Raw genomic sequence first — 23,312 nt, 5'->3', positions numbered from 1 at the left:
TTGTATTTTACAAGCCCGATGGCCATTACCTTAGGAGTATAAATTTGTTTCATAAGATTCGTATAACACTCATCCTTGGGTTGACCATATTGATTGCCAGCTGCTGCCCGTCACCGGAACCCGAAACCAAGCCGGAACCCGAGCTGAAAAAAGTGACGTTGACGAACCTTAAAACGCTGTATAAGTCTCACTCCGATGCCGAGCTTCCCAACTTTCAGTGCATACAGGACGTCAAAACCAAGAAAAAGATCTTCTTTGGATTCATTCTTGAACTGGTGCGTCAACACGACGAACAGATCTTAAAAACCCGGGAAGCAGTACTCGCCATACAAAAAAACTATCATTTACAAAACAGCCATCAATTACAACAAAACCAACAATCACAACAACTCGCTGAGTCCGATGCACAAACGCCAGTCAAAAAATTGTCCGAAGTTGTGACGAAAAAACAGCATACCTGGTTAAAGAAACTGGCCAAAATACATCGTGTTACCGTGCCATTGGATGCCCCGGATTTCTTACCTAAACTGTTGTTATCCGTTGACGTAATCCCTGCCTCAATGGCCATGGCACAAGCCGCCAACGAATCCGCATGGGGCACATCACGTTTCGCCACCTCCGCCAACAACCTGTTCGGGCAATGGTGCTTCCAACCGGGTTGTGGCTTGGTCCCACAACAACGACCGGAAGGTGAAACCTATGAAGTGAAAGTATTCAGTACCCCTTCAGAAGCGGTCGGCCAATACATGCTGAATATCAATCGTAATAAGCCTTACAGCCACGTACGTAAAGTACGCCAGAAATATCGCAAACAAGACGCCGTTATTTCCGGCCTTTCGGTGGTTGAAGGCCTTGAAGATTACTCAGCAAGGGGCCATGCCTACATAGAAGAATTGCAAAGTATGATCCGCTTCAACAAGCTCTCCAAATGGGACAACCCAAACACCCAATACCCCGAATTCGGCTACATTAAGGTATCGAATTGCCTTTAGTTTGAACCTTGTCTCTTCCCTGAAAGCTCGCCTGTGTGTCATCATGTCCATCTAACAAGAATATGAGGCGCAGGTGAGTAAACAAGAAGTTGTTCACGCCCTAAAAGCGCCCCTGGCACTGCTGCATACTTAGGGATTTTTAAACCAATGAACCGCCTACTGACTCGTATTTTCATCAGCCTGATGACATTGGGACTCATCGTTTCGTCCCCTGTCCACGCAAAACAACTGAAATATCTGGATCAGCCATTCCCGGACATCAAACAAAACTGGCGTGCCGATGATTACGAACTGGCTCTGGACAGTCTGGTCACTATCCAAAAATCCCAGCCAGACTTACTGCCAAAACGCCGGGGGGAGTTTACCGGCCCGGTTTATGACCGATTCATTTCAGAAGATAACTTCCGCTTTCAGTTAGACATCAAAGAACCGGTTGAAATGCGCAGAGAAGAAGCCGTGCGGGTGTCTATTGCCTTAAAAGAAATGATGAGAACGTACTTTGACTTCAAGGCAAAAAAACAAGTCTACGGTTCTGAAGCCCTGGGGATTATGAGTTATTCACTCCGCCAGCAGGCGATTTTCTTCACTTTATCGGTGGAGTACTGGTTGTCTTTGCCACAGGAAGAAACCAAGCAACCGCAACGGTTAGGCGAACTGGAAGAACACAAACGCGGCGCGGCCTCTTTACTATCAAGCGCCTTTAAATACCTTGCATTAACGGGCTATTTTGACCGGGAAGATCTGGAAGTCTACGGCTGGGAGTTGGCTCATATCACACCGGAACTGTTTGTTCATCTTCCTCTGGCAAAACAACAAAGCATTGCCTTACAAGTAGAGAACCTCAAAGACGATCATGAATCCCACCAAGTGGTTGAGGCCATGACCAAACTGCACCCCAACCTGCTGGAATTAATATCTCAGCACCAGAAAGTACTGGAAGCTCAAAAAAATACCGATAGCGCATCGGTCAATTAATCACAAAAAGGCTGATCAAACAGTGTTTGATCAGCCTTTTCATCGTTATCAACACCTGAACATTTTTATTCTGTTTATATCTATAAAATGCCCAGCTCCCTGGCCTTGGCAATCGCCTGAGTTCGATTTTTTACGCCCAGCTTCGTATTGATCTTCCGGGCATGAGTTTTCACCGTATTCAGGGAAATAAATAACTTATCCGCCACCGCCTGATTAGAGTGGCCTTCAGCAATCAGTTCCAACACGCCATGCTCTCGGTCACTCAAGGGCACACACACATCATTGCCAATGTTCAGGTGCTCTCTCAACCCTTCCAGATGCTGTAGCCGATATATAAACTCTCCGAGTTCACCTCGCTCATTAAGCTTTGCCAACATAGGCGCTACCTGGCCGCCCAACTCCATAAATGGCGCAATGTAATTGCAGTTCATGGATTCCGTCAGCGCACGCCTCAATAGTTTGACTTCTTCTTTTTTCTCGCCCAAAGCTTCATAGCAGGTGGACTGCAACACCATCACAGGCACCAGCATCACAGGCCTGGATGCCTCCGAAAGTGCCTTCTGAAGGTGATCACAGGCATCCAGAGCTTCAGGCCACTGACCATGATGACACTGCAGGCGAATGCCCAGAATATCCAGGTAATAAGTAACGTGCGGCAGCCACTCCAACAAGGCCGGGTGCCAATTCTGGCGATTCATCAACTCCGAATACAAAGACTGGGCAATGCTCACCTGGCCTTCATCCAGTTTAAGAAACGCTTTCACCAGCGAAATCAGTGACTGATAAAAGTTGTCAGGCACATTCCAACAATGCATCAATCGTTCTAATTCAAAAATACTGCGATGGGCTTTTCTGAACGCTTTTCGGCTCCGATAAAGCATGGCTTTAACGGAGAAGCCTAAGACAATCAACGGATCTTCATTGTGCAACGCCGCTTTAATACCCCGGTCGCAAATATTTTCTGCGTTAATCCAGTCGCCCTGAATCCACAAGATAAAGGCTTTCAACATCATCATTCGGCCATAAAACGGCGTTTGAGTGCCTAAAGTTTGCTGATGTAATAAACCTATGCCCTTATCCAAAGATGCCAGTGCGGCATGCCAGTCGCCACGCAGTTGGTGTACTCGGCATAAATCAATGAGCGCAGCAGACTCAAGACGGCTATCCGACCAGTTACGCGCTTTGCGCAAGGAAGAATTTACCAGCTGCTCACCGTCCGACACATTCCCCTGAACAAGCGCAATACGTGCCGATAATGTGAGATACATGGCTTCGGTCAATTCGAGATTCGAGCCCAACGTTTTATAACGTTCCAGTAATTCTAAGGCAATGTCATACCGACCCTGATAGCGGGAACACCAAGCGCGAATTAATACAATTAAAGGCGTCAGTTCGGCTTGATCGGACTCTTCCTGAGAAATGGTGTCCAACCACTTCAATGATGTTTCAAAGTCCATAGCGTAAGCCCAAGCCCAGGCCATCGCCATTCTCAGCTTAGGGCTGGAATTCACCACCGATTGGGAAAGCAAGCTTTCTAACCGTTTCAGTTGATGAAAGCCGTGCTGTTGCATCAAATAATCACACGACCGCTCTGCGACCGACAAGATGACATCCGGTTTCCCCAAGTACGTGCACAAATGAATGGCTTCGGAAAACGCCTTATGATCAACAAACCACTCCGATGACTCCACCAGCCAAGGCTCAAGCTCTTGAGGTGAAGAAGCTTTCAGATGGGTTTCCACGAGCCAGCTACGAAACACCGGGTTAAATAAATAATACCCGGAGGTTTCGTCTTCAGGCGGCTGTTGCAGAATCAAGCGCTCTTTTAACACCTGAAAACATTGCTGGCCAACCTCCCCAAACACATCTTTACAAAACGCACCTGAAATTCGTTCCACCAACGCAAGAATCGCTAATAAATGGGGTACTTGAGATAAGACCGGATGAGAGAATTGCTCAGCCAAAAAGGTACTTAAACGTGATAACAACACAGATTCATCAGGCTCTTCAGTGTAACAATTAACTGAAGCGTCTTTGGCCATGACCTCCACCGCCAAGGGCCAGCCAAACGTTTTCACCATGATGTGACGCGCTCTTTCTTCTGCGTCCGGAATCGAGAGCTGCTGTAAACGTGTGACCACATCACTGTAACCCATGGAAAAATCAATATAATGAAGTAATTGAGGCTGAATATTGATCATTACAGGGCTGTTTAATAATTCCGCATCCTGCTGAGAAGAAATAATGATAATTTTTAAATTGGCCGGAGTGAAACGAATCAGGGTTTCAAGAATATATCTTTGATCGACACCACCATTAATCGAATTCCAACCATTGATGATGAGCAACTTATCACTGACATTCGCCCCCGACTGAACTTTTGCCGAAGACGAGGCAGAGCCTCCATACGTCGGCGAATAACTCATCCCCAATAAGAAAACTTCGAGCGCATCACGCCAGCCGGACGACATTTCCGTTTGAATGCGTTCAATACTTGCGTCAGGTAATTCCAACAATTTACTGACGGCATCCACCAAGTAGCAAAGAAACGCCTCTACCGGAATCGCTTCCCCCGACAACTCTACCCATTCTGCCGCGCCACCCTGCTTTATAAACTTGCGGGCATAAGCACCGGTTGATAGCGTTTTGCCATAACCTTTGGGCGCATGAGCAAACAACAACCTGGACATCGCCAAGCCTTTTTCGATGGAAATTTCCACTTTTGGCCGTACTTGTATGCCACCCTGTGCAGGTATCAGCCGCCTGGATGCCTGTAACTTCTTTAATAGTTTAGAAGACTGCTGATGATGACCCATGAATGCCTCGTTCCATAGCTAACTACAACCATTCATTTTAGAATGATTATTCTAATCGTGAAGGCATCATACTAAAGAGTGATGGCATTATTCAAAGCTATCATCCATTTAAATGTTAAATCTTTTCTTACGGGCATAAAAAAACGCCCGCGAGGGGCGTTTTCAGTCGATCATCTTAGAACCGATGTTATCGACGACCTGAACGACGCAATGCTGCAGGCGTATAGTCTTTCTCTGAACGCTCGAAACCGAACTCGTAAGACTTGCCTTCTTCGTTATCCAAGCCCAGTACTAAGTAACGGCCTGCAAGCAAGTCGTACAAAGCTTCCACTGAATACCAAGGAATCACTGAATCATAGAACTGCATAGAATGCGCTTCCGCCACACGCCATAGCTCACCACGGCCATCGTAGTGATCAATCACAGATGCTGACCAGCTGTCTTCATCGATGTAGAAAGTACGCTTACCATAAATATGGCGCTGACCTTCTTTAATAGTCGCTTCCACTTCCCATACACGGTGCAATTCATAACGCGTATGCTCAGGGTTCAAGTGACCTGCTTTCACAATGTCATCGTACTTAAGCTTCTTGGAGTTCAAAGCATAAGAATTGTACGGGATGTACATTTCTTTCTTACCCAACAACTTCCAGTTATAACGGTCAGGAGAGCCGTTATACATATCGAAGTTATCTGAAGTACGCAAACCATCAGCCGCTGTACCCGGACCATCGTAAGACACCTGAGGTGCACGACGAACACGACGTTGACCCGCGTTATACAACCACGCCAAACGAGGCTCTTTCACCTGGTCAATCGTTTCATGCACTAAAAGTACGTTACCCGCCAAACGTGCCGGCGCCAATACTTGCTGCTTAAAGTAGAACAAGATGTTCGAAGGCTGGCTCAGATCCACCCCTTTCAGGTTAGAACGGAAAGTAAATTCGTCCTGGAACTTAACCAAAGTATAGTTACCATTCACCTGAGGCGTTGCCTGGTTGATAACACGCTTAACCGAACCGCCACGATAACGCACGATGTGGTTCCAGATAACCTTCAAACCAGCGTCCGGGTCTTTCTGATCAATCACAGGAAAAGGCACAGCCTTAATGTAATTAATCAGACCGTTACCGCCGTCAATCAATTCTGTTTTCGTCGCGTTTTCCTTGATCACACTGTACAGCTCATCAGGATAAGCCGCCGAGCGATGCGTAGGATAAACCGGGATGTTATACGTTGAGTACTTAGTCAACATAGCCTTCTGGCCAGTTGATAACTTATCACCGTACTGCGCCATATTGCTTGCATCAATAGTGAACTTCTTTACATCCGCCGGATACGGCGAAATGTAATCTGCACCATCAAAACCTGCTGGCGGCTTAGTAATACCACCATCCCAAGCCGGAATATCACCGCCATTGCCTGCTTTCTCAGCACCAATTGGCGTAAGATCCGCGCCCAAACGTGCTGCTTCTGCTTCAGAAACCTTTGCCCATGCACTCGTTGTCGCCACTGTTAACGCCAGAGCACCACTCAACACCAAAGTGTTTTTCAGTTTCATATCAAACCCTTAAATATGTTTCCACCCATGGCCGGTTTGGTATCTCTCAATTCCTGAGTACTCAATTACCAAAACCGACCATGTCCTCACTAACTTATTATTTGTACAGATTTAGAATGAGTAGCTCGCGCTCGCGTATACATTGTCACGATCGTCTAAATCATTGTAGTCAGCGTTGTTGAAGAACGCGGTATAACCTGCAGAGATCTTGTATGCGTTCAGGTAAAGAGCATTCACACCCACATTCAACGACATACGATCTTCAATGAACTGGCTGCCTGGCTCTGGGCCATAGCCATCTACGTCATGAGACCAAGCAAAGAAAGGCTCAAGGTTCACACCGGCAAAAGCATTGTTGTACTCCAACTTACCACGGATACGGTAGCCCCATGACAGCTCAGTGGTGTAACCGTCTTGAGTACAGTAATCGGTCTGGTCATTTTTTAGACCTCCTTCGCCACAAGTACCTGGGGTCGGATCATCATTATAACCTGGCTGTACAGGCCCGAACGCACCAATACCGTATGCTCCAGAGCGACCATAACGGGCTTTATCTTGATCAGGCAGGTCTTCAACGTATGTTGCACCAACCTCACCCGCAAGTGTTAAACGGCTTGCCCCCAGCACCTGATCAAAGAACTTGATTGCTGTCATCTGAACTTGCCATATATCGAATAAATCATAACCTTTAAAGCCATCTTGGCCATAAAGTTCAGTTACATCCGATAAACCCTGCTCTTCTTTACGTTTCTGAAGAATCAAGCTGGATGGTTGACCAATTACACCATGAACCAATTCAAAAGCGTTATGCTGAATCGGAACATCCATTTTGTAGCTGATCTCACCAGATAAAGAAATTCCAGATTCTGTACTGGTATTAAAGCTGATACCGGCTAGCTTAATATTCTCTGTGTACTCCATCTCAAAAAAGCCATAATCGTTGTATGTACCATCTAAATTTCGATCGGCGACTTTTCCAGAGATTACTGGCAGTTTATTGTCATACTGCATGTAGTAGAAACCAAACTCGGTATCATTCAGTTCTTCAGCATAATAACGTAGTGCTATACCAAACTGGTCATCACCATCAGGCTCTTCATCAGCCCTGTGCTGCACTACAGGAACCGCTGGTGTAAGGCCTAGGTCAACCAAATTCTGAAAATACTCTTCATACTCTCTATCATCTAAAGGATTTCCATTCGCATCAGTTGCTGTGGACAAGAGAACACCACCACAATCTACGTTAGTTGAGAAGTCAGGATTGGTCGCAAAGAAAGTTCCACAAGGGTCAGCCTCTGTTTTACGCCATTTAACTTGCCAATATGCTTCTAAAGAAAGCGCATCTGTTAAACCCACCGATGTATAAAGCATCTCAACAGGTAGCAAAATATCTTTCACTTCAGCGCCCGGAGTACGAGCTGCTGTTGCATCGACCGGGTTAGTGGAGTTGATACCACCTTGGATAAAAGTAGATTCACCCCAGCTGATTACCTGTTTACCAGCACGAATACTCACAGGTGTTTCATCTTCACCTACGTAAGTATTCCACCATACAAAGGCATCAAGAAGATCAATATCAGAACCCGCATCATCACGTGAAGAGGCACTTAACTCTTTATGCTCACGTTTTTCATCCTGAAGTTCAAAATCATAGAAAGACTTAACACGGCCAAACGCACCGAAGTCACCATAACTGAATTCAATATCGTTGGTCATTTGAACTTTTTTAGTATAAGTCTCGCCCTTTTTAAAATTTAAAGAGCCATCATCATAGTTATAAGTGGAGCCCTTACCAAAATTACCATTGTAATCTTGGTTAAAACGAGCTACTCGATCTAAATTAGGATCTTCAGTACGCCAAGCAGCACTGACAGAAACGGTGCTATCGATTTGAAGTGAACCCTCATCACCCACATCAAACTGCAGGGCATGTACTGAGCCAACCATTGAAGCTGAAATAGCCAGTGTCAAAGGAAGCTTTTTAAAATCTTTTAATTTCATGGAATCTCTCCAGATTCGGAATTTCTTTTGCGCACCCAAGTTTCGAGTGCGCTTAATTTTATTTTTATTTAACGATTACAAGCACTGAGGGTTAGCAGCATCCGCTGAAGGATCACAGTTGCTTAATAACGTTGAATCACTGACCAGAACGGCTCGACCTGATGTAGCAAAGAAAGTGGCAATTTGACCAACCATTTCACCAAACACATTTGCATTATCTACACTGACAATTGTTCCGTGAGTACCCGCATTAAATCGGGAAGCAACGCTGATCGATTGGCTGGTTGCACCTGCATCAGCCGCTAGAGCAGCACCCGCAGCCTGGAAGCCTGCAGTAGTTTCATAAATACCTTCACTACCATGAGCACCTAAAGCAGCCTGAGGAAGATTCCCTGATAACGCAGCATTCGAACCTGATTCACGCAATAACGGCTCAGTACCAGACAAAGGCGCAGCTTCTGCAACACCAAAGCCTAGAGCAGTAAGATCTAAAGGAGCCAATGGTCTATTATCTGCATCGTTAGGTATAGTCTGATCAGGATTTACGTTGTACGTACCATTAACATCCCATGCGCCTGCAATTTCAAAAAACAAACTACCAGGTGTTGCCGTTGAAAGAGCGCCTTGTTTGAAGTTATCCATATAGTTTATTGGGTCTGTTGAATCCAGCGTTGCCTGGAAAACATTCATGAACTTCTCATAACTTGAAGTACCACGCTCAATGCCCGCATTTGATAAACCAGTCAGAATAACTGGTGCGCCAAACGTAGCATTCGATGAGTTTTCAAGTAGTTTAGGAATACCACCACCCGTCATCGCAAAGTTAGCACCCAAAACAGGGTTGATATTTGGCATATAGCGAGCAAAATTGCCGCCAGCACCCGCTACAGTACCAGCCGATAGCGCTGCCCCACCAAATCCTTTGTTATTTGAAGCGACAAATGGCACACCATTCACGCCACCTAAAGAGTGACCAACAAAGTGAGTTGTAACCCTAGGAGTTCCACCCAATGCAGCTAGAGGAGAAGCATAAGTTAAGAAACCTTCAGTGGCAGAATCAAACGCCTGCAACGCTGTATCAATCGAGCTTAACGAAGCATTCAGTCTTGATAGATCCAAGATCTGTTGACGAAGGTTGTCACGACTGTTCTGGAAGTTCAGTAGATTAATAAACAGAGAACCGGAAGAAACAAAACCGTTTGGCGATTTACCTGCGTCCCCCTGAACATTTAAGACAGTATAACCAAAGTGACGTTCTTGTAATTCAGCTGGAACTGTCCCAGGTAAAGCACCAGCAGCTTTTGCAAAGTCAACATTAGTCAAGCCCACAACTTGTGAAGCTGAACCCGTTGGAATTCCATTTGCGTCAAATGTAATCGATGCACCATGCAATGGTTGATCAATCGCGACAGTCACATAACAAGGCAGGCCAGATAGATCAAAAGTACCTTTCGTTGCTTGTTGATAACAAGCCGCACCTAGCTGATTACCTAATGGCAAACTGTTACTTCTATCATTGGTAATACCGTGATTGTAAATAATTGTTGGATAAGGGCCGTCGACTGCGGCTTCTAATAACCCAGTAGGATCAGCTGCAATCAAATTAGCTTTAGTCATACCCGAGCCAAGATAATTAGCTACAGCAGCAGCCAAGTCTGCAGCAGCCCCCCCATTAACATTTGCATCATGGAAAGAAGCTAAAATAGCAGTCTCAAGGTTAAGGCCGTCATCAATCAATGAGTCCATGCCTGGATAGCTAACAACCAGCGGAACAGTAACATCAGCTTGTTTAGCTGCAAACGGATAGTTCGCAGTCACATTATAAGCACCGTCACTATCAGCAGGAGGAAGAATACCTGTTGGATCAGTGCCTGTTAATGCGCCCTCTAAAGCACCACCTAAAGTCTGATCGGCCTTCCACTGTGAGCCTTTAATACCGGCAACACCATCATCAGAAGACTCTGTACCGTCCGGCGCATACCCATAGTATGGTAGTTTAATCCAGCCTTCATAAACTTTACCTGGAGCAGCGGTCATATTTTCTGGGAAAGTAATTCCAGAGGTAGCTTCAATTTCATTCCAGAAGCCAATCTCATCACTCGCCTCAGGCTTAGGTAAAAGCGCCTGAAGTTCCGCTGAATCTAAACCACTAAGGTCTAAATTTGCAGTAAATGTATTCAATGAGATTTGTGCTGGAGAAACTGCTCTTTCTGGATAAATTTTAACCGTATTCGCGAAAGTAGAATGAATGCCTTCTACCTCTGCTTTTTGATTAACACTCAAAGCATCAACATCATCTATTTCTTTAACATCTGCAAGCTCGTCTATCTCGTCACACGCAGCAATTCCTTTATCTTCACAGTAGCTAGCAATATTTGTAGTCAAGAAGTTATCAGCAAAAATTCCTGCAACAACTCCAGGAACTGCACCATCCAAAACTACGTTAGGGATAGTCATTCCTAAAAGTACTGTATCTACTCCACCAGTAGTAAATGTATAAGACAGAACGATGTCCGACTCTAACTGTGTTTGTTGTTCATCCGTCAAGTTTTTGGTTACATCAGCGAAACCAGCGGTGATGTCTTCCAAATTATTAATTAAAGTCTGTAGTCCACGAAGTTGAGGGGTATCATACGGGAAATTTTCTGGATCTTTTCTTAAGCCGCTGTAGCTAGCACTTGTCTTCACTGAAGCGCCAGAAGCATCTTTAACACCGTTAGCACCACCAACAAGAGCTACCACATACTTAGTCTGAGGGTCTAAAGGTGTATTCGGAGTAATTCGAAGTGTATTGTTTGTACCTCCATCTAGCGAGATAACTTCAGCCCGGTAATCACCGTCATACAAAGTTGCAGCAGAACCTGTAATGGCTAATGGGTGTGCTGTATCAAGATTCAATTCATCCACTAACTTGCTATATAAAGCAGAGCCATCATCAGCAGCTCCGTTTGTATCAATGTTGTACTGGGCATACGCGAAGCCAACATTAGTAGCTTCTTTAGTATCCGCATCAATTGAAATCGTGGTTCCGTTTAATACACCAGACGTTGTAATTGAATCAAAGGCCGCTTTAAAGCCCGCCCAAGCTGCTCCTGTATTTAAATCAGTATTAAGTGCGGCTATGTTTGCCAGCATCAAATCTCTTAATGTTTCAGGTAGAGCAAACGGAGGGAAAGTGGTTGCATTTGCAGTACCTAACGCTACTGCAAGTGCATTGGCTTCGGTTGGATCAGTTGGATCTGCAAAAGATCCCCCATTTGCAATATAAGCAGCAGCGGCTGCATAAGCTTTAAGAATATAAGATTGACGTTCTGCTTTACCTGCAATCTGAGTAATATCTAGAGACTGAACGACTGAATCAGTAGCAAGCTTAATTAAAAAGACATTCTGGGTTGAAGATGAAGAGTCTGTGTTCAACGAAGATGGGTCGATAGAGTCATCAAACGTTATATCAATTTGAGAAACCGTTGACCAACCATCCAAATCATTAATCGCCGTAGTTACCGGAGGCGTTGTATCGGCAGTATTTGCTGTACCGTCCGTATCGCCTGCTGCGGCAAATAACAAATCGCTCTGTAGCGGTAAAAGGCCTTGCTCAGGGCTGTAAATTACCTTTGTATTTCCGTCACCACCAACAGGAATTACACCACCGTTTGGACCTGTAGAACCGGTACTGTCTGTACCAGAACAGCCTGCTAGACCTAAGCCTGCAGCAATAGCTAGACTGAGAAGAGATTTCTTCAACATATGCAACCTTGTCTGACTTTTTATGTTTATCTTTATTGGAAAGCGGTGGCTATTCAAACCACTACGCACATAACATCACAATATAGCGAACTAGTTCCCGCTATAAGATCACCCTAAAGGATGATTAACCTTCTTTTCTGTGAGATCACTGCAATTTCGCAACAGGAACCGCATAGAAGTTAACATTCTGTTACAAGATAGTAAGGAATCAGCATTGTTCAAGTCCACGCAATAGGATTGCCCCTCCTTCTGTCGTATAATCCCCCGCCAATACTGGCGTGCTAAATTGTTTTGGCGAGTTTTCGGCCTGATTAGCCGCTCTTAAAACCAACCTATCTTATTAGGAGATTGGAATGTCTAAAGACGCAGTTGTTATTGTAAGTGGTGCTCGTACACCTATGGGTGGTCTTCAGGGGGCTTTAAGCGCATTGCCTGCAACAGAGCTAGGCGCCATCGCGATTGAAGAAGCCGTTAAACGCGCCGGTGTTGATGCATCAGACGTGCAAGAAGTGATCATGGGTAACGTGCTACCTGCAGGCCTGAAGCAAGGTCCTGCTCGCCAGGCAATGCGTAAAGCCGGTCTTTCTGACAATACAGGCGCTGTTACCATCAACAAACTGTGTGGTTCAGGCATGAAAGCAGCCATGATGGCGCACGATTCCATTAAAGCAGGTACCAACGACGTAGTAATCGCCGGCGGCATGGAAAGCATGTCTAACGCGCCATACATCATGGAAAAAGCGCGTACAGGTTATCGTTTGGGTCACGGCGATCAGTTGAAAGACCACATGTTCCTGGACGGACTTGAAGATGCAGAAACCGGTAAGCTAATGGGCCAGTTCGCGCAAGGCACTGCCGACGATAAAGGTTACAGCCGTGAAGAAATGGACGCTTACGCGATCTCTTCACTTGAACGCGCCAAAAAAGCGATTGATGAAGGTCTGATTAAAGATGAAATCGTTCCGGTAACCGTTAAGTCTCGTCGCGGAGAAACAGTTGTTGCTGATGATGAGCAGCCACATAACGCCAACATTGACAAGATTCCTACGCTACGTCCGGCGTTTGCCAAAGACGGCACCATCACAGCGGCGAACGCGTCTTCTATCTCAGACGGCGCTTCCGCCCTAGTCCTGATGAGCGAATCAGAAGCTGAAAAGCGCGGCCTGAAGCCGATGGCTCGTATCATTGCGCACTCGACTCAATCACAGCATCCTTCGGAGTTCACATTAGCTCCTGTTGGCGCAATTGAGAAAGTACTTGAGAAAGCGGAATGGTCAAAAGAAGACGTTGACCTGTTCGAAATCAACGAAGCCTTTGCGATGGTTGCGATGATGCCAATTAAAGAGCTTGGCCTGGACCCGGAAAAAGTTAACGTACACGGCGGAGCTTGTGCTCAGGGCCACCCTGTCGGTTCTACGGGTTCTCGTTTATTAGTAACTTTGATGTACGCGCTGCAACGCTACGGCAAGAGCAAAGGTGTTGCTGCACTTTGCATCGGCGGTGGTGAAGCGACAGCAATGGCGATTGAACTGATCTAGTCATTCGGCCAGTCGGATTCAAGACCAATAAAAAGGCTCTACTAAGTGATTAGTAGAGCCTTTTTAGTACTGCATATTTTTATATTGAACGAACAACGATTACAGCGTTAACAACTCATCCACATAGCGCCAGAAGTCATCGTGGCTTTTTAACGCTTTATCATTGACGACCATAGAGCCAGCCACAACCAATGTTGGTGTACCACGAATCTCATAGTTTTTAGCCAACTCGACAGAATACTTCAGTTTCTCTTCCAGCTCTTTGCTTTCCAGCGTGGCTTTCAGTTTTTCAGTATCCACTCCGTTGCCATCAAGAAACGCATAAATTTTATCCAGCTGTTCAGCCAGATTTTTTTCACCACCCAGGCCTTTAAAGAATACGAATAAGTCGTGGTGATTTTTATCAAAGCCCGGCTGTTGCTCCAGCGCATAGAAAAGTCTCGCATAGACGGCAGTTTGCTGATTCCAAACCACAGGCACATACGCGACTTCTTTCTTTGGATTTTCGTTGTGCCACGCCTGCAACTCTGGCGCAAAGCTTTGGCAGTGTCCGCATGCATAACTGAAAAATTCAATGAGGTCAGCATCCGCAAGATTGGTATCGCTGGTTTTTACGATATTCTTATATTTAAAATAGTGCTCACCTTCTTTCAGTTGAGACACGCCCATCAACTGAACGTTTTCCTCCACTAAAGTGTTTTCAGCTTTCTCTTCACCACAAGCACTCAACAACAGCGCTAACAAGCCAACCCAAACAACACTGATAAATTTTTTCATGATTACGCCTTATGTTCTCTCGCTAAATAATCGTGCGACTGCATTTCCAACAAACGGCTGGTCGTACGCTGAAATTCAAATTCTAATTTACCTGTGGTGTAGATGTCCTGAATTTCTTTTTCTCCGGACATGATCAACTTCACACCCCGATCATAAAATTCATCCACCATGTTAATAAAGCGCCTTGCCAGGTCATCGGTTTTCACACCCAGTTCAGGCACATTACTGACCAAAACGGCGTGATACAGGCGACCTAACTCAATGTAATCGTTCTGTGATCGTGGGCCATCACATAACGCATTAAAATCAAACCAAGCGACATCATCACAAATCGCTTTGGCAGTGATATCACGCCCTAATACTTCAACCGCGACATTTTTCTCGATGTGTTGAGCATCAGGAATCAAGCTATCGAAACTGCGCTGCAAGCTCACTTCTGCTTCGGCGTCCAACGGAGAATGATACAGCTCTGCTTGCTCCAACGCTCTTAATCGGTAATCCACGCCACTATCCACATTCACAATTTCAGTGAACTCATTCAACAGTTTAATTGCCGGCATGAAACGGTCGCGCTGTAAGCCATCTTTATAAAGGCCGTCCGGTACGATATTGGAGGTCGCCACCAGAGTCACGCCCCGATCAAACAACATGCCCAGCAAGCTGCCCAAAATCATGGCGTCGCCGATGTCGGAAACGAAGAACTCATCAAAACAAATGACCACGCCGTCTTTTGCGATTCGGTCGGCCACCAATTCAAGCGGGTTTTTCTGTCCTTTTAAGTCCACCAACTCTTGATGAACCCTTTGCATAAAACGGTGGAAATGCGTCCGAATTTTACGTTCAAACGGCAAGGCGTCGTAAAAGGTATCCACCAAATAGGTTTTGCCTCGGCCCACACCACCCCAGAAGTAAATGCCTCTCAAAGGTTCTTTCTTCTTTTTCTTCTTTAGAGATTTGGCAAAAGAAGCCACTTTGCTGCGTGATTTTGCAGACTCATATTCAGCGACCAATTCATCATATAAACGCTGCAAGTGCGTGACGGCCATTTCTTGAGCGGCGTCGTAAGAAAAGTCATCACGTTCTAAATCTTTTTTATAAAGCTCTAAAGGAGTCATAAGCCTTCAATACTGTTCAGATCATAGTCAATTTGAGGTTGGGCACTTTACCTTGCAAAGGCTGATAGTTCAACCTAGATGGCCGCCAGTCGTGATGAATACTGAGAATCACCCAAAAAAATGATTGCCAACGTTTCAGGGAATTGGCAAGCTAACCGTCAAAACAAAAACCATGAAACCTTTGGTTCAACTATTCTATTAATAACGTTCTCTCTTTTTAGCGATAAGGTAATTCTGAATGGAAAACTTGGCTATTGATTGGCTGTCTTATGGCATCACTTTCGTTGTTGGCTCCCTGATTGGCGGGTTACTTACCCTCTGGCTTCGACCTTCCGATAAGAAAACACGCGATTTAGAAAAGCAACTGCAAGAAAACGAAGAGAAGCAATCCGAATACCAAGATCAGGTCACCTCCCATTTTACTGAAACGGCTGAATTGGTTGCAGACTTAACGCATCAATACAAAAGAGTGTACGACCACTTATCCAAGGGCGCCCAAAAACTTTGCCCGGACGAACAAATCGTTCAGCAGCTGTCTTTAACGGAAGCCGTCGCCGATAAACAACTTCCTAAAGAAGACGACGAAAAAGCCGACGAGCCTATAAGCTATGAAATGCCAAAAGACTACGCCTCCAGCAGTGATAAAAATAATCACGGCGGAACACTTTCAGAAGATTTTGGCCTGCAAACTAAACGGGATACATGCCTGGATAAAGAATAACGCCAAACTAAAAACGTCTGGTTAAACGCTAAAACAAAAAAACGAGGCCCGGCCTCGTTTTTTTATTATGCAAGTTACGCTTTAATAGTTCTTGAGAAGTGCTCTCATAACCCTTTAATAATCCTCGATTATATGTCTCATAAATCGCTATACCGGATTGTCGATGTCCACGAAATGGTGTTCCAGGTCGAAATGAGAGGCTAAATGTTCTCCCAGAGACTTCACTCCATACCGTTCGGTGGCGTGATGGCCTGCCGAGTAAAAATGAATCCCTTCTTCCCTGGCGGTATGCACCACCGGTTCCGAGATTTCACCTGTAATGTAGGCATCCGCTTCCGCTGCCAAGGCTTTACCAATATAAGAATCCGCCGAACCTGTGCACCAGGCGATACGGGATATTTGCAACGGGCCACCACTGATATGGAGCGGCTTTCGGTTCAGGGCTTTCTCAAGCCGTTCAGATAACTCATCAGGTGTAACGGCAGTTTCAAGCTGACCAACTAAGCCGATACTATTAGGGTTACCCGCCTCAAGGCCGCCCGTAATTTCGACCCCCAACAACTTGGCCAATTGTGCATTATTGCCAAACTCCGCGTGGGCATCCAAAGGCAAATGGTAGCCGATCAGGTTTATGTCATTCTTAATCAAAGTACGGATGCGCCTGCCCTTCATTCCGACCAGACTTTGAGGTTCGCCCTTCCAGAAATACCCATGATGCACCAACACCGCATCAGCCCCTAACTCCACTGCCTTATCCAACAAAGCCTGACAAGCCGTCACCCCGGAAACGATCGTGGATATTCGATCACTGCCCTCAACTTGCAACCCGTTTTCGCAATAATCTTTAAACTCGTGTGGCGAAAGTAAGTTCGTCAGATACGCCATCAATTCATTTCTGGAAATGGTCGCCATATGAGTATTTCTCTCCTGATCCTGGGATTTAAACATCAACAACAGCCTGAAAGCTGCTTCTCTTTCTGTCACCCTCAACGCCAAAAATAACCTTCAAGTGACCCATAACTGAAAACTCTACTAACGTATGTTACCAAGAATGAATACAATAGCAGAATAGCATCATGCACTTACTGAAGAGTGAACAACGACCAATATGATGAATCGTGTTTTAATTCCTGCGTTAATTGGGCTCTGCATCGGCATGGGCGTTCTGTTATTTCAAAACACCAACCCCAACGCACTGACAAATTTGTTCAACGCCTCAAAGGGCCAACAAACTGAAGTCAAACCCTCTCTTGAGGTATCGAACAACAAAGCTCATGACACATCCATCAACATCGCCAAGAATACAAACCCAACGCATTCAACACCTGACTCTCAGCCTGCTGTCGCTCACCCGTTTGTTGCTGCGACCTTTGCCGATGCCGTAGACGCTTCATCACCGGCCGTCGTGAACATTTATGCCAGCCGAACGGTCACTACCACTGCACACCCACTGCTGTCAGACCCTAAATTCCAGCAGTATCTCGGCCGCTTTAATCTCCCTCAGCAACAAAAAATGGAAAACAGCCTGGGTTCGGGCGTACTCATCGGAAAAGATGGCTACGTTTTAACCAACCGTCACGTCATCAAAGGAGCACAGGAAATCGCTGTTGCTCTCAGCAATGGCAATAAGGCCCCGGCCAAAATCATAGGCACCGATCCGGTCACGGATCTGGCTGTATTAAAAGTTGAGCTGGATAACCTGCCGCAAATTCCTTTACCAAGAACCGATTACACCCTTCGGGTCGGCGACATTGTATTAGCCATTGGTAACCCGTTCGGCTTTAACCAATCGGTGTCTATCGGCATCGTCAGCGCTTTGGGCCGCAGTAATTTGGGAATCACAACCTACGAAAACTTCATTCAAACAGACGCAGCCATTAACCCCGGTAACTCCGGCGGCGCATTAATTAATGCCAATGGCGAATTAATCGGAATCAACACCGCCGTATTCAACAAAGGCGGCGAAGCCCAAGGCATTGGCTTTGCCATTCCGGTAGAAGTGGCTTTGCTTGTGATGTCCGACTTAATCGAATACGGGCGCGTTAACCGAGGCTGGCTGGGCGTCGAAACCATTGATATCACACCTGCGTTGGCAGCAAGGTTCGATATTCCTTATCACCACGGTATTTTGATCACAAAAATCTTCAAAGACAGTCCCGCCCACGAAGCCGGGCTATTACCGGGAGACATCATTACTCACATCAGCGGTGTCGCAGTGGCCAGCTTTCGTTCTGCCAGCCGACAAGTGGCCATGGTCAGACCCAACGACGAAGTAGAGATCAGGTTAATGCGAATGAATAACGCGCTTAAGAGCACCGTCATTGCCTCTGAGCACCCGAATCTAAGGTAAGTAATTAACCACTTTCAAACACATTTCTTTCAATAAAAAACGGCGATCAATGATCGCCGTTTTTTTATGGCCTGCGCTAACAACTTACATGCTTTAATCTTTAATTCGGTATTCGGCGGAACGTGCGTGAGCAGTTAAGCTCTCACCTCGTGCCAGCACAGAGGCGACTTTCCCCATTTCTGAAGCACCGTCGGCCGAGAAATGAATGATCGAAGACTTTTTCTGGAAATCATAAACACCCAAAGGTGAAGAAAACCTTGCCGTGCCAGAGGTTGGTAATACGTGATTCGGGCCAGCACAGTAATCACCTAAAGCTTCGGCCGTGTAGCGCCCCATAAAAATAGCACCGGCATGGCGAATCTTAGGTAATAGTGCTTCCGGATCTTCAACAGACAACTCCAGGTGTTCCGGTGCAATTTTATTGACCACCTCACATGCCTGATCCAAATCGTCCACCAACACAAACGCGCCTCGCTCAACCAACGAAGTACGAATAATTTCTTGTCGCTCCATGGTCGGCAATAACGCCTCGATTGAGGCCTGAACCTGATCCAAATACTCTTGGCTGGTTGCAATCAGGATGGATTGGGCATCTTCATCGTGCTCGGCTTGCGAGAATAAATCCATCGCAATCCAGTCCGGGTTTGTTTCACCATCACAGACCACCAAAATCTCAGAAGGGCCGGCAATCATGTCGATACCCACCGTACCGAAGACCATGCGCTTGGCAGTCGCAACGTAAATGTTACCAGGACCAACGATCTTATCCACACGAGGCACCGACTCTGTACCATAAGCAAGCGCTGCAACTGCTTGAGCACCACCAATGCGAAACACCCGATCAACGCCGGTCACTGCCGCTGCTGCCAACACCAAAGGATTGATTTCATTATCCGGAGTCGGCACCACCATGATCAGTTCTTCAACGCCCGCTACTTTGGCGGGTAACGCGTTCATCAGTACCGACGAAGGGTAAGATGCTTTGCCACCCGGAACATACAGCCCCACTTTGTCCATGGGTGTGATCTTCTGGCCTAACACTGTGCCATCGGCTTCCTTGTAATCCCAAGAGGTCTGCAACTGTTTTTCATGGTAACTTCTGACGCGTTGCGCCGCCGTTTCCAGTGCTTCTCGTTCATTTGCAGGCAAGCCATCCAAAGCCGCTTGCAGCTCGGCTTTAGGGATTTCCAGTTCACTGGAGTCTGAAAGCGTCAGGCGGTCAAACCGGTTGGAATATTCAATTAACGCCTGATCCCCTTTGGAGCGAACATCATGCACAATATCATGCACTCGTTGATTTACTTCTGCGTCTGAAACACCTTCCCACGCAGTCAGCTCTGTCAGTTGAGTATCAAAATCATTGTCACTTGTTGCTAATCTTTTAATCTGGATCATATGCGTCTTTCTATTATTCCGAATAAAACTGTATGCCATTCTGAGCAGGCAACGCATAAAACGCTGCCACCCAAAACCTAACTTGCTTCTTCCAACGTTTTCGCTTCTTCGATCGCTTTATTCAAGCGTTCGATAATGGGCTGAATCAAGTGGTGCTTATTTTTATAAGCCGACTTGCCTGCCACCAAACGACTGCTGATATCAGCAATGGATTCAAGCGGCTGCAAACCATTGGCTCGAAGTGTGTTGCCTGTATCTACGATATCAACGATACGATCGGCCAACCCCATAATAGGCGCTAACTCCATCGCACCATACAGTTTGATGATGTCCACCTGACGACCCAACTCTGCGTAATAACGCTTGGTGACATTGACAAACTTGGTTGCAACCTTAAGCCGACCTTCCGGCTCCACACCGTCTTTGCCTGCCGTCATCAATTTGCAACGGGCAATATTCAGGTCAACCAATTCATACATGCCGTCACCGCCATGCTCCATCAAAACGTCTTTACCTGATACGCCAAGATCAGCCGCACCCAGTTCAACGTACGAAGGCACATCCGTAGCACGGATAATCACCAAATTCACACCAGGAACGTTCGTTTCGAAAATCAGTTTCCGGCTCTTAAAAATATCTTCAACAGGCTCAATACCTGCTGCTTTTAGCAAAGGTAGAGTGTCTTTTAAAATACGCCCTTTCGACAGAGCAATGGTTAATGTCTGATCCATGGGTGATCAATCCAGTCCTATTCAGGTAATCGTGAAATATTTGCGCCAAGCAATTGAAGCTTTTCTTCAATACACTCATAACCACGATCAATATGATAAATTCGGTCGATGACAGTTTCACCGGAAGCCACCAAACCTGCGATGACCAAGCTGGCCGAAGCACGTAAGTCCGTCGCCATGACCGGCGCAGCATGCAGCTCTTTCAAGCCTCGAATAATAGCCGTATTGCCTTCAACGGTAATGTCGGCCCCCATTCGCATCATTTCCTGCACATGCATGAAACGGTTTTCAAAAATGGTTTCAATCACAGTACTGGTGCCATTGGCCACCGCATTTAAGGCCACAAACTGAGCCTGCATATCGGTAGGGAATGCAGGGTAAGGCGCCGTTTTTAATGAGACCGCTTTGAGTTCTCTGCCTTCCATATCCAGAGAAATCCAGTTTTCACCGGTCTCAATTTTAGCGCCAGCCTCTTCCAACTTGACCAACACAGCATCCAGTATGTCCGGGCGAGTGTCTTTGACTTTCACTTTTCCGCCGGTGACTGCCGCAGCAACCAGATACGTACCGGTTTCAATTCGGTCTGGCAACACGGAATAATCACAGCCATGAAGTTTTTCCACACCCGTAACTTTAATGGTATCCGTGCCGTGACCTTCAATTTCTGCACCCATGGCGATCAGACATTCGGCAAGATCCACCACTTCCGGCTCACGCGCTGCGTTTTCAATGGTTGTTATACCATCGGCCAAGGTTGCAGCCATCAAGATGTTTTCAGTCCCCGTTACCGTCACGGTATCAAAGAAGACATTGGCGCCTTTTAAACGACCATCCGTTTTGGCTTTGATGTAACCATCTTCAACAACAACGTCGGCCCCCATCGCTTCCAAGCCACGGATATGCAAATCCACGGGACGACTACCAATGGCACAACCGCCAGGCAAAGAAACCTCAGCATACCCGTTCTTGGCCAACAAAGGCCCGAGAACCAAAATCGATGCACGCATGGTTTTCACCAGTTCGTAAGGCGCTACAACCGATTTAATCTGATTACTGTCAAGCTCCACGCTTAAATCTTCATTTACCACTGGCTCAACACCCATAGAGCCAAGAAGATTAATCATGGTTGTAATATCTTGCAGGTGAGGCAAGTTGCGAATAATCACATTTTCACTGGATAGCAAAGCAGAGGCAATGATCGGCAACGCTGAGTTCTTAGCACCAGATGCACGAATCTCACCGGACAGCTTTCTGCCTCCACGAATGACTAACTTATCCATTTATATATTCACCAAATAAAAAGGAAAGAGTTCAGGTCGATATAACCTGAATTTATTGACCGGCTTCCGCAGGCGTCAAAGCTTTGATCTTAACCGCATGAATGGTGCCGTCCTGAATTTGAGCATTCAGTGCTTTATATACGGCTTGCTGACGCTTAACCGCATTCAGACTTTCAAACTCTTCAGCGATCACGGTTACTTCATAGTGGTACCCGTCTGTAGAAGCATCCACCTGGGCATTCGGAAACTCTGCCGCCAACAAAGCTTTAACATCACCTACTTCCATCACAACCTCAATTAACCAAAATTAAACAATGTTTTTACACTGTTCATCAAAATGAACGCCCCGGCTGAACACTTCAGGCGAGGCAATATATATGTTTATTTGCTGTATAAAAAACTACTCAGCTTCTGCATTTTGCTGAGTACTTTCAGCGTCGTCCGGTTCAGATTCCAGTTCCAATTGAGCATTTTCTACATCAATATCCAAACGTGATGACCAATTTGCAACCACTTGGCTGATATCACCGTTCGCTTCCGCAACTTTCCTGGCAAACTGCTGGCGATACAACAAGCCCACATTAATGCCTGCAACGGTTACATTCTGTACTTTCCACAAACCAGACTTGGTTTTATACATGCTGTACTTCAAAGGTACTTGAGTGCCGCTCGACGTAGTAATTTCAACATTAACAACCGCCGTTCTTTTGCCGTCAGGTATCGGCGCACCTTGTTTGATGCTGATTTTGTAACCTTCGTATTCAATCAATCCACCCGAGTAGGTTTCAACCAGGCTACGCTGAAAAGCATCGGAGAATTTTTTACGATCCGCCTTGGATGACTTTTTGTAATAAGACCCCATTACCATAGCAGCAATGCGTCTGAATCCCACTACAGGCTCAAGCGCTTCAGCAACCCGCTCATAAAACTTGGTCGGTGTATTTAGATAACTTTCACGCTCTTCTTCAATAATCTTCAGAAGTATTCGCGTGGTTTCCCAAACCGACTTTTCTGGTCCGGTGTACTCGTTCACTTCGATCACACCATTCAGATCATCATTATTGGCGGTATTTGCGCTCAACGTCTGGGCTGTAAAAACAGACCAAAACATAGCTATACAAACCGCACTCAATCGAGCCACTTTATTCACCAAAATCTCCTTGATACAAAATCCCAGACTTCCCTTACCCCATAACCGCGACATTGTAACATTCTTCATCGGCTGTACTCTAGTCCAGCAAACAAAACCAACCAACTCAACATTCGTGCTTTTCTGCGTTAGCCAATTAACAATGAAAACTATACAATCAGCG

17 protein-coding genes are annotated in these 23,312 nt (G+C 46.0%); 5 read left to right on the top strand and 12 right to left on the bottom strand.

The window, feature by feature from the left end; genetic code table 11:
* The first annotated feature begins 44 nt into the window (after positions 1–44).
* Both ABD744_RS19885 and ABD744_RS19880 read left to right on the top strand, forming a co-directional pair.
* A complete protein-coding gene (locus ABD744_RS19885) occupies positions 45–992 on the top strand; it encodes a glucosaminidase domain-containing protein (protein ID WP_344800341.1) in 948 nt (315 codons plus the stop codon).
* A gap of 147 nt (positions 993–1,139) precedes the next feature.
* Positions 1,140–1,967, top strand: coding sequence for a hypothetical protein (locus ABD744_RS19880; protein WP_344800340.1), 828 nt, complete (start codon positions 1,140–1,142; stop codon positions 1,965–1,967).
* A gap of 80 nt (positions 1,968–2,047) precedes the next feature.
* Here ABD744_RS19880 and ABD744_RS19875 read toward each other — a convergent pair whose 3' ends face one another.
* From ABD744_RS19875 to ABD744_RS19860, 4 genes are all read right to left on the bottom strand, one after another.
* A complete protein-coding gene (locus ABD744_RS19875) occupies positions 2,048–4,783 on the bottom strand; it encodes a LuxR C-terminal-related transcriptional regulator (RefSeq protein WP_344800339.1) in 2,736 nt (911 codons plus the stop codon).
* 187 nt (positions 4,784–4,970) lie between these two features.
* Complete coding sequence (locus ABD744_RS19870) at positions 4,971–6,344, bottom strand: DUF1329 domain-containing protein (RefSeq protein ID WP_344800338.1); 1,374 nt, start codon at positions 6,342–6,344, stop codon at positions 4,971–4,973.
* 111 nt (positions 6,345–6,455) lie between these two features.
* Positions 6,456–8,345, bottom strand: coding sequence for a DUF1302 domain-containing protein (locus ABD744_RS19865; protein WP_344800337.1), 1,890 nt, complete (start codon positions 8,343–8,345; stop codon positions 6,456–6,458).
* 75 nt (positions 8,346–8,420) lie between these two features.
* Positions 8,421–12,092 (bottom strand): hypothetical protein, encoded by a 3,672-nt coding sequence (locus ABD744_RS19860; RefSeq protein WP_344800336.1) that lies wholly within the window; start codon positions 12,090–12,092, stop codon positions 8,421–8,423.
* A 353-nt stretch (positions 12,093–12,445) separates the two neighbouring features.
* Between ABD744_RS19860 and ABD744_RS19855 the strand changes: the two genes are divergently transcribed.
* Positions 12,446–13,630 (top strand): thiolase family protein, encoded by a 1,185-nt coding sequence (locus ABD744_RS19855; protein ID WP_344800335.1) that lies wholly within the window; start codon positions 12,446–12,448, stop codon positions 13,628–13,630.
* 99 nt (positions 13,631–13,729) lie between these two features.
* Here ABD744_RS19855 and ABD744_RS19850 read toward each other — a convergent pair whose 3' ends face one another.
* Together ABD744_RS19850 and zapE are read right to left on the bottom strand one after the other, a co-directional pair.
* On the bottom strand, positions 13,730–14,407 hold the full coding sequence (locus ABD744_RS19850) for a DsbA family protein (RefSeq protein WP_344800334.1): 678 nt from the start codon (positions 14,405–14,407) through the stop codon (positions 13,730–13,732).
* A 2-nt stretch (positions 14,408–14,409) separates the two neighbouring features.
* Positions 14,410–15,522 carry a cell division protein ZapE gene (zapE, locus tag ABD744_RS19845; protein ID WP_344800333.1) on the bottom strand — a complete coding sequence of 371 codons (1,113 nt, stop codon included), beginning with the start codon at positions 15,520–15,522 and terminating at the stop codon, positions 14,410–14,412.
* Between the two features lie 238 nt (positions 15,523–15,760).
* Between zapE and ABD744_RS19840 the strand changes: the two genes are divergently transcribed.
* Positions 15,761–16,243: a Z-ring associated ZapG family protein gene (locus ABD744_RS19840; protein ID WP_344800332.1), complete on the top strand. Its 483-nt coding sequence runs from the start codon at positions 15,761–15,763 to the stop codon at positions 16,241–16,243.
* A 147-nt stretch (positions 16,244–16,390) separates the two neighbouring features.
* Here ABD744_RS19840 and ABD744_RS19835 read toward each other — a convergent pair whose 3' ends face one another.
* Positions 16,391–17,227, bottom strand: a complete 837-nt coding sequence (locus ABD744_RS19835; RefSeq protein ID WP_344800331.1) for a Nif3-like dinuclear metal center hexameric protein — start codon at positions 17,225–17,227, stop codon at positions 16,391–16,393.
* A gap of 124 nt (positions 17,228–17,351) precedes the next feature.
* Between ABD744_RS19835 and ABD744_RS19830 the strand changes: the two genes are divergently transcribed.
* On the top strand, positions 17,352–18,593 hold the full coding sequence (locus ABD744_RS19830; protein ID WP_344800330.1) for a trypsin-like peptidase domain-containing protein: 1,242 nt from the start codon (positions 17,352–17,354) through the stop codon (positions 18,591–18,593).
* 93 nt (positions 18,594–18,686) lie between these two features.
* Here ABD744_RS19830 and hisD read toward each other — a convergent pair whose 3' ends face one another.
* The 5 genes from hisD to ABD744_RS19805 all read right to left on the bottom strand — a co-directional run bounded on the left by hisD (position 18,687) and on the right by ABD744_RS19805 (position 23,218).
* Complete coding sequence (gene hisD / locus ABD744_RS19825; RefSeq protein ID WP_344800329.1) at positions 18,687–19,988, bottom strand: histidinol dehydrogenase; 1,302 nt, start codon at positions 19,986–19,988, stop codon at positions 18,687–18,689.
* Between the two features lie 77 nt (positions 19,989–20,065).
* Positions 20,066–20,719 (bottom strand): ATP phosphoribosyltransferase, encoded by a 654-nt coding sequence (gene hisG, locus ABD744_RS19820; RefSeq protein WP_344800328.1) that lies wholly within the window; start codon positions 20,717–20,719, stop codon positions 20,066–20,068.
* A gap of 17 nt (positions 20,720–20,736) precedes the next feature.
* Positions 20,737–21,999, bottom strand: a complete 1,263-nt coding sequence (gene murA / locus ABD744_RS19815) for a UDP-N-acetylglucosamine 1-carboxyvinyltransferase (protein WP_344800327.1) — start codon at positions 21,997–21,999, stop codon at positions 20,737–20,739.
* 52 nt (positions 22,000–22,051) lie between these two features.
* The gene (locus ABD744_RS19810; RefSeq protein WP_344800326.1) at positions 22,052–22,285 is read right to left on the bottom strand and encodes a BolA family protein; all 234 of its coding nucleotides are present in this window, start codon (positions 22,283–22,285) and stop codon (positions 22,052–22,054) included.
* Positions 22,286–22,399: 114 nt separating this feature from the next.
* On the bottom strand, positions 22,400–23,218 hold the full coding sequence (locus tag ABD744_RS19805) for an MlaC/ttg2D family ABC transporter substrate-binding protein (RefSeq protein ID WP_344800325.1): 819 nt from the start codon (positions 23,216–23,218) through the stop codon (positions 22,400–22,402).
* Between the last annotated feature and the right edge of the window lie 94 nt (positions 23,219–23,312).

This window comes from Litoribacillus peritrichatus, from assembly GCF_039537985.1.
GTDB classification, from domain to species: domain Bacteria; phylum Pseudomonadota; class Gammaproteobacteria; order Pseudomonadales; family Litoribrevibacteraceae; genus Litoribacillus; species Litoribacillus peritrichatus.
Note: the sequence above shows the minus strand (reverse complement) of the source record. Positions and strands in the feature narration are given on the sequence as shown.

Bases quoted from the DNA above. Each gene is read 5' to 3' on its own strand.
- ABD744_RS19880 (WP_344800340.1), top strand. From the start codon at position 1,140: ATGAACCGCCTACTGACTCGTATTTTCATCAGCCTGATGACATTGGGA.
- ABD744_RS19875 (WP_344800339.1), bottom strand. From the start codon at position 4,783: ATGGGTCATCATCAGCAGTCTTCTAAACTATTAAAGAAGTTACAGGCA.
- ABD744_RS19870 (WP_344800338.1), bottom strand. From the start codon at position 6,344: ATGAAACTGAAAAACACTTTGGTGTTGAGTGGTGCTCTGGCGTTAACA.
- ABD744_RS19865 (WP_344800337.1), bottom strand. From the start codon at position 8,345: ATGAAATTAAAAGATTTTAAAAAGCTTCCTTTGACACTGGCTATTTCA.
- ABD744_RS19860 (WP_344800336.1), bottom strand. From the start codon at position 12,092: ATGTTGAAGAAATCTCTTCTCAGTCTAGCTATTGCTGCAGGCTTAGGT.
- ABD744_RS19855 (WP_344800335.1), top strand. From the start codon at position 12,446: ATGTCTAAAGACGCAGTTGTTATTGTAAGTGGTGCTCGTACACCTATG.
- ABD744_RS19850 (WP_344800334.1), bottom strand. From the start codon at position 14,407: ATGAAAAAATTTATCAGTGTTGTTTGGGTTGGCTTGTTAGCGCTGTTG.
- zapE (WP_344800333.1), bottom strand. From the start codon at position 15,522: ATGACTCCTTTAGAGCTTTATAAAAAAGATTTAGAACGTGATGACTTT.
- ABD744_RS19840 (WP_344800332.1), top strand. From the start codon at position 15,761: ATGGAAAACTTGGCTATTGATTGGCTGTCTTATGGCATCACTTTCGTT.
- ABD744_RS19830 (WP_344800330.1), top strand. From the start codon at position 17,352: ATGATGAATCGTGTTTTAATTCCTGCGTTAATTGGGCTCTGCATCGGC.
- hisD (WP_344800329.1), bottom strand. From the start codon at position 19,988: ATGATCCAGATTAAAAGATTAGCAACAAGTGACAATGATTTTGATACT.
- hisG (WP_344800328.1), bottom strand. From the start codon at position 20,719: ATGGATCAGACATTAACCATTGCTCTGTCGAAAGGGCGTATTTTAAAA.
- murA (WP_344800327.1), bottom strand. From the start codon at position 21,999: ATGGATAAGTTAGTCATTCGTGGAGGCAGAAAGCTGTCCGGTGAGATT.
- ABD744_RS19810 (WP_344800326.1), bottom strand. From the start codon at position 22,285: ATGGAAGTAGGTGATGTTAAAGCTTTGTTGGCGGCAGAGTTTCCGAAT.
- ABD744_RS19805 (WP_344800325.1), bottom strand. From the start codon at position 23,218: ATGAAGAATGTTACAATGTCGCGGTTATGGGGTAAGGGAAGTCTGGGA.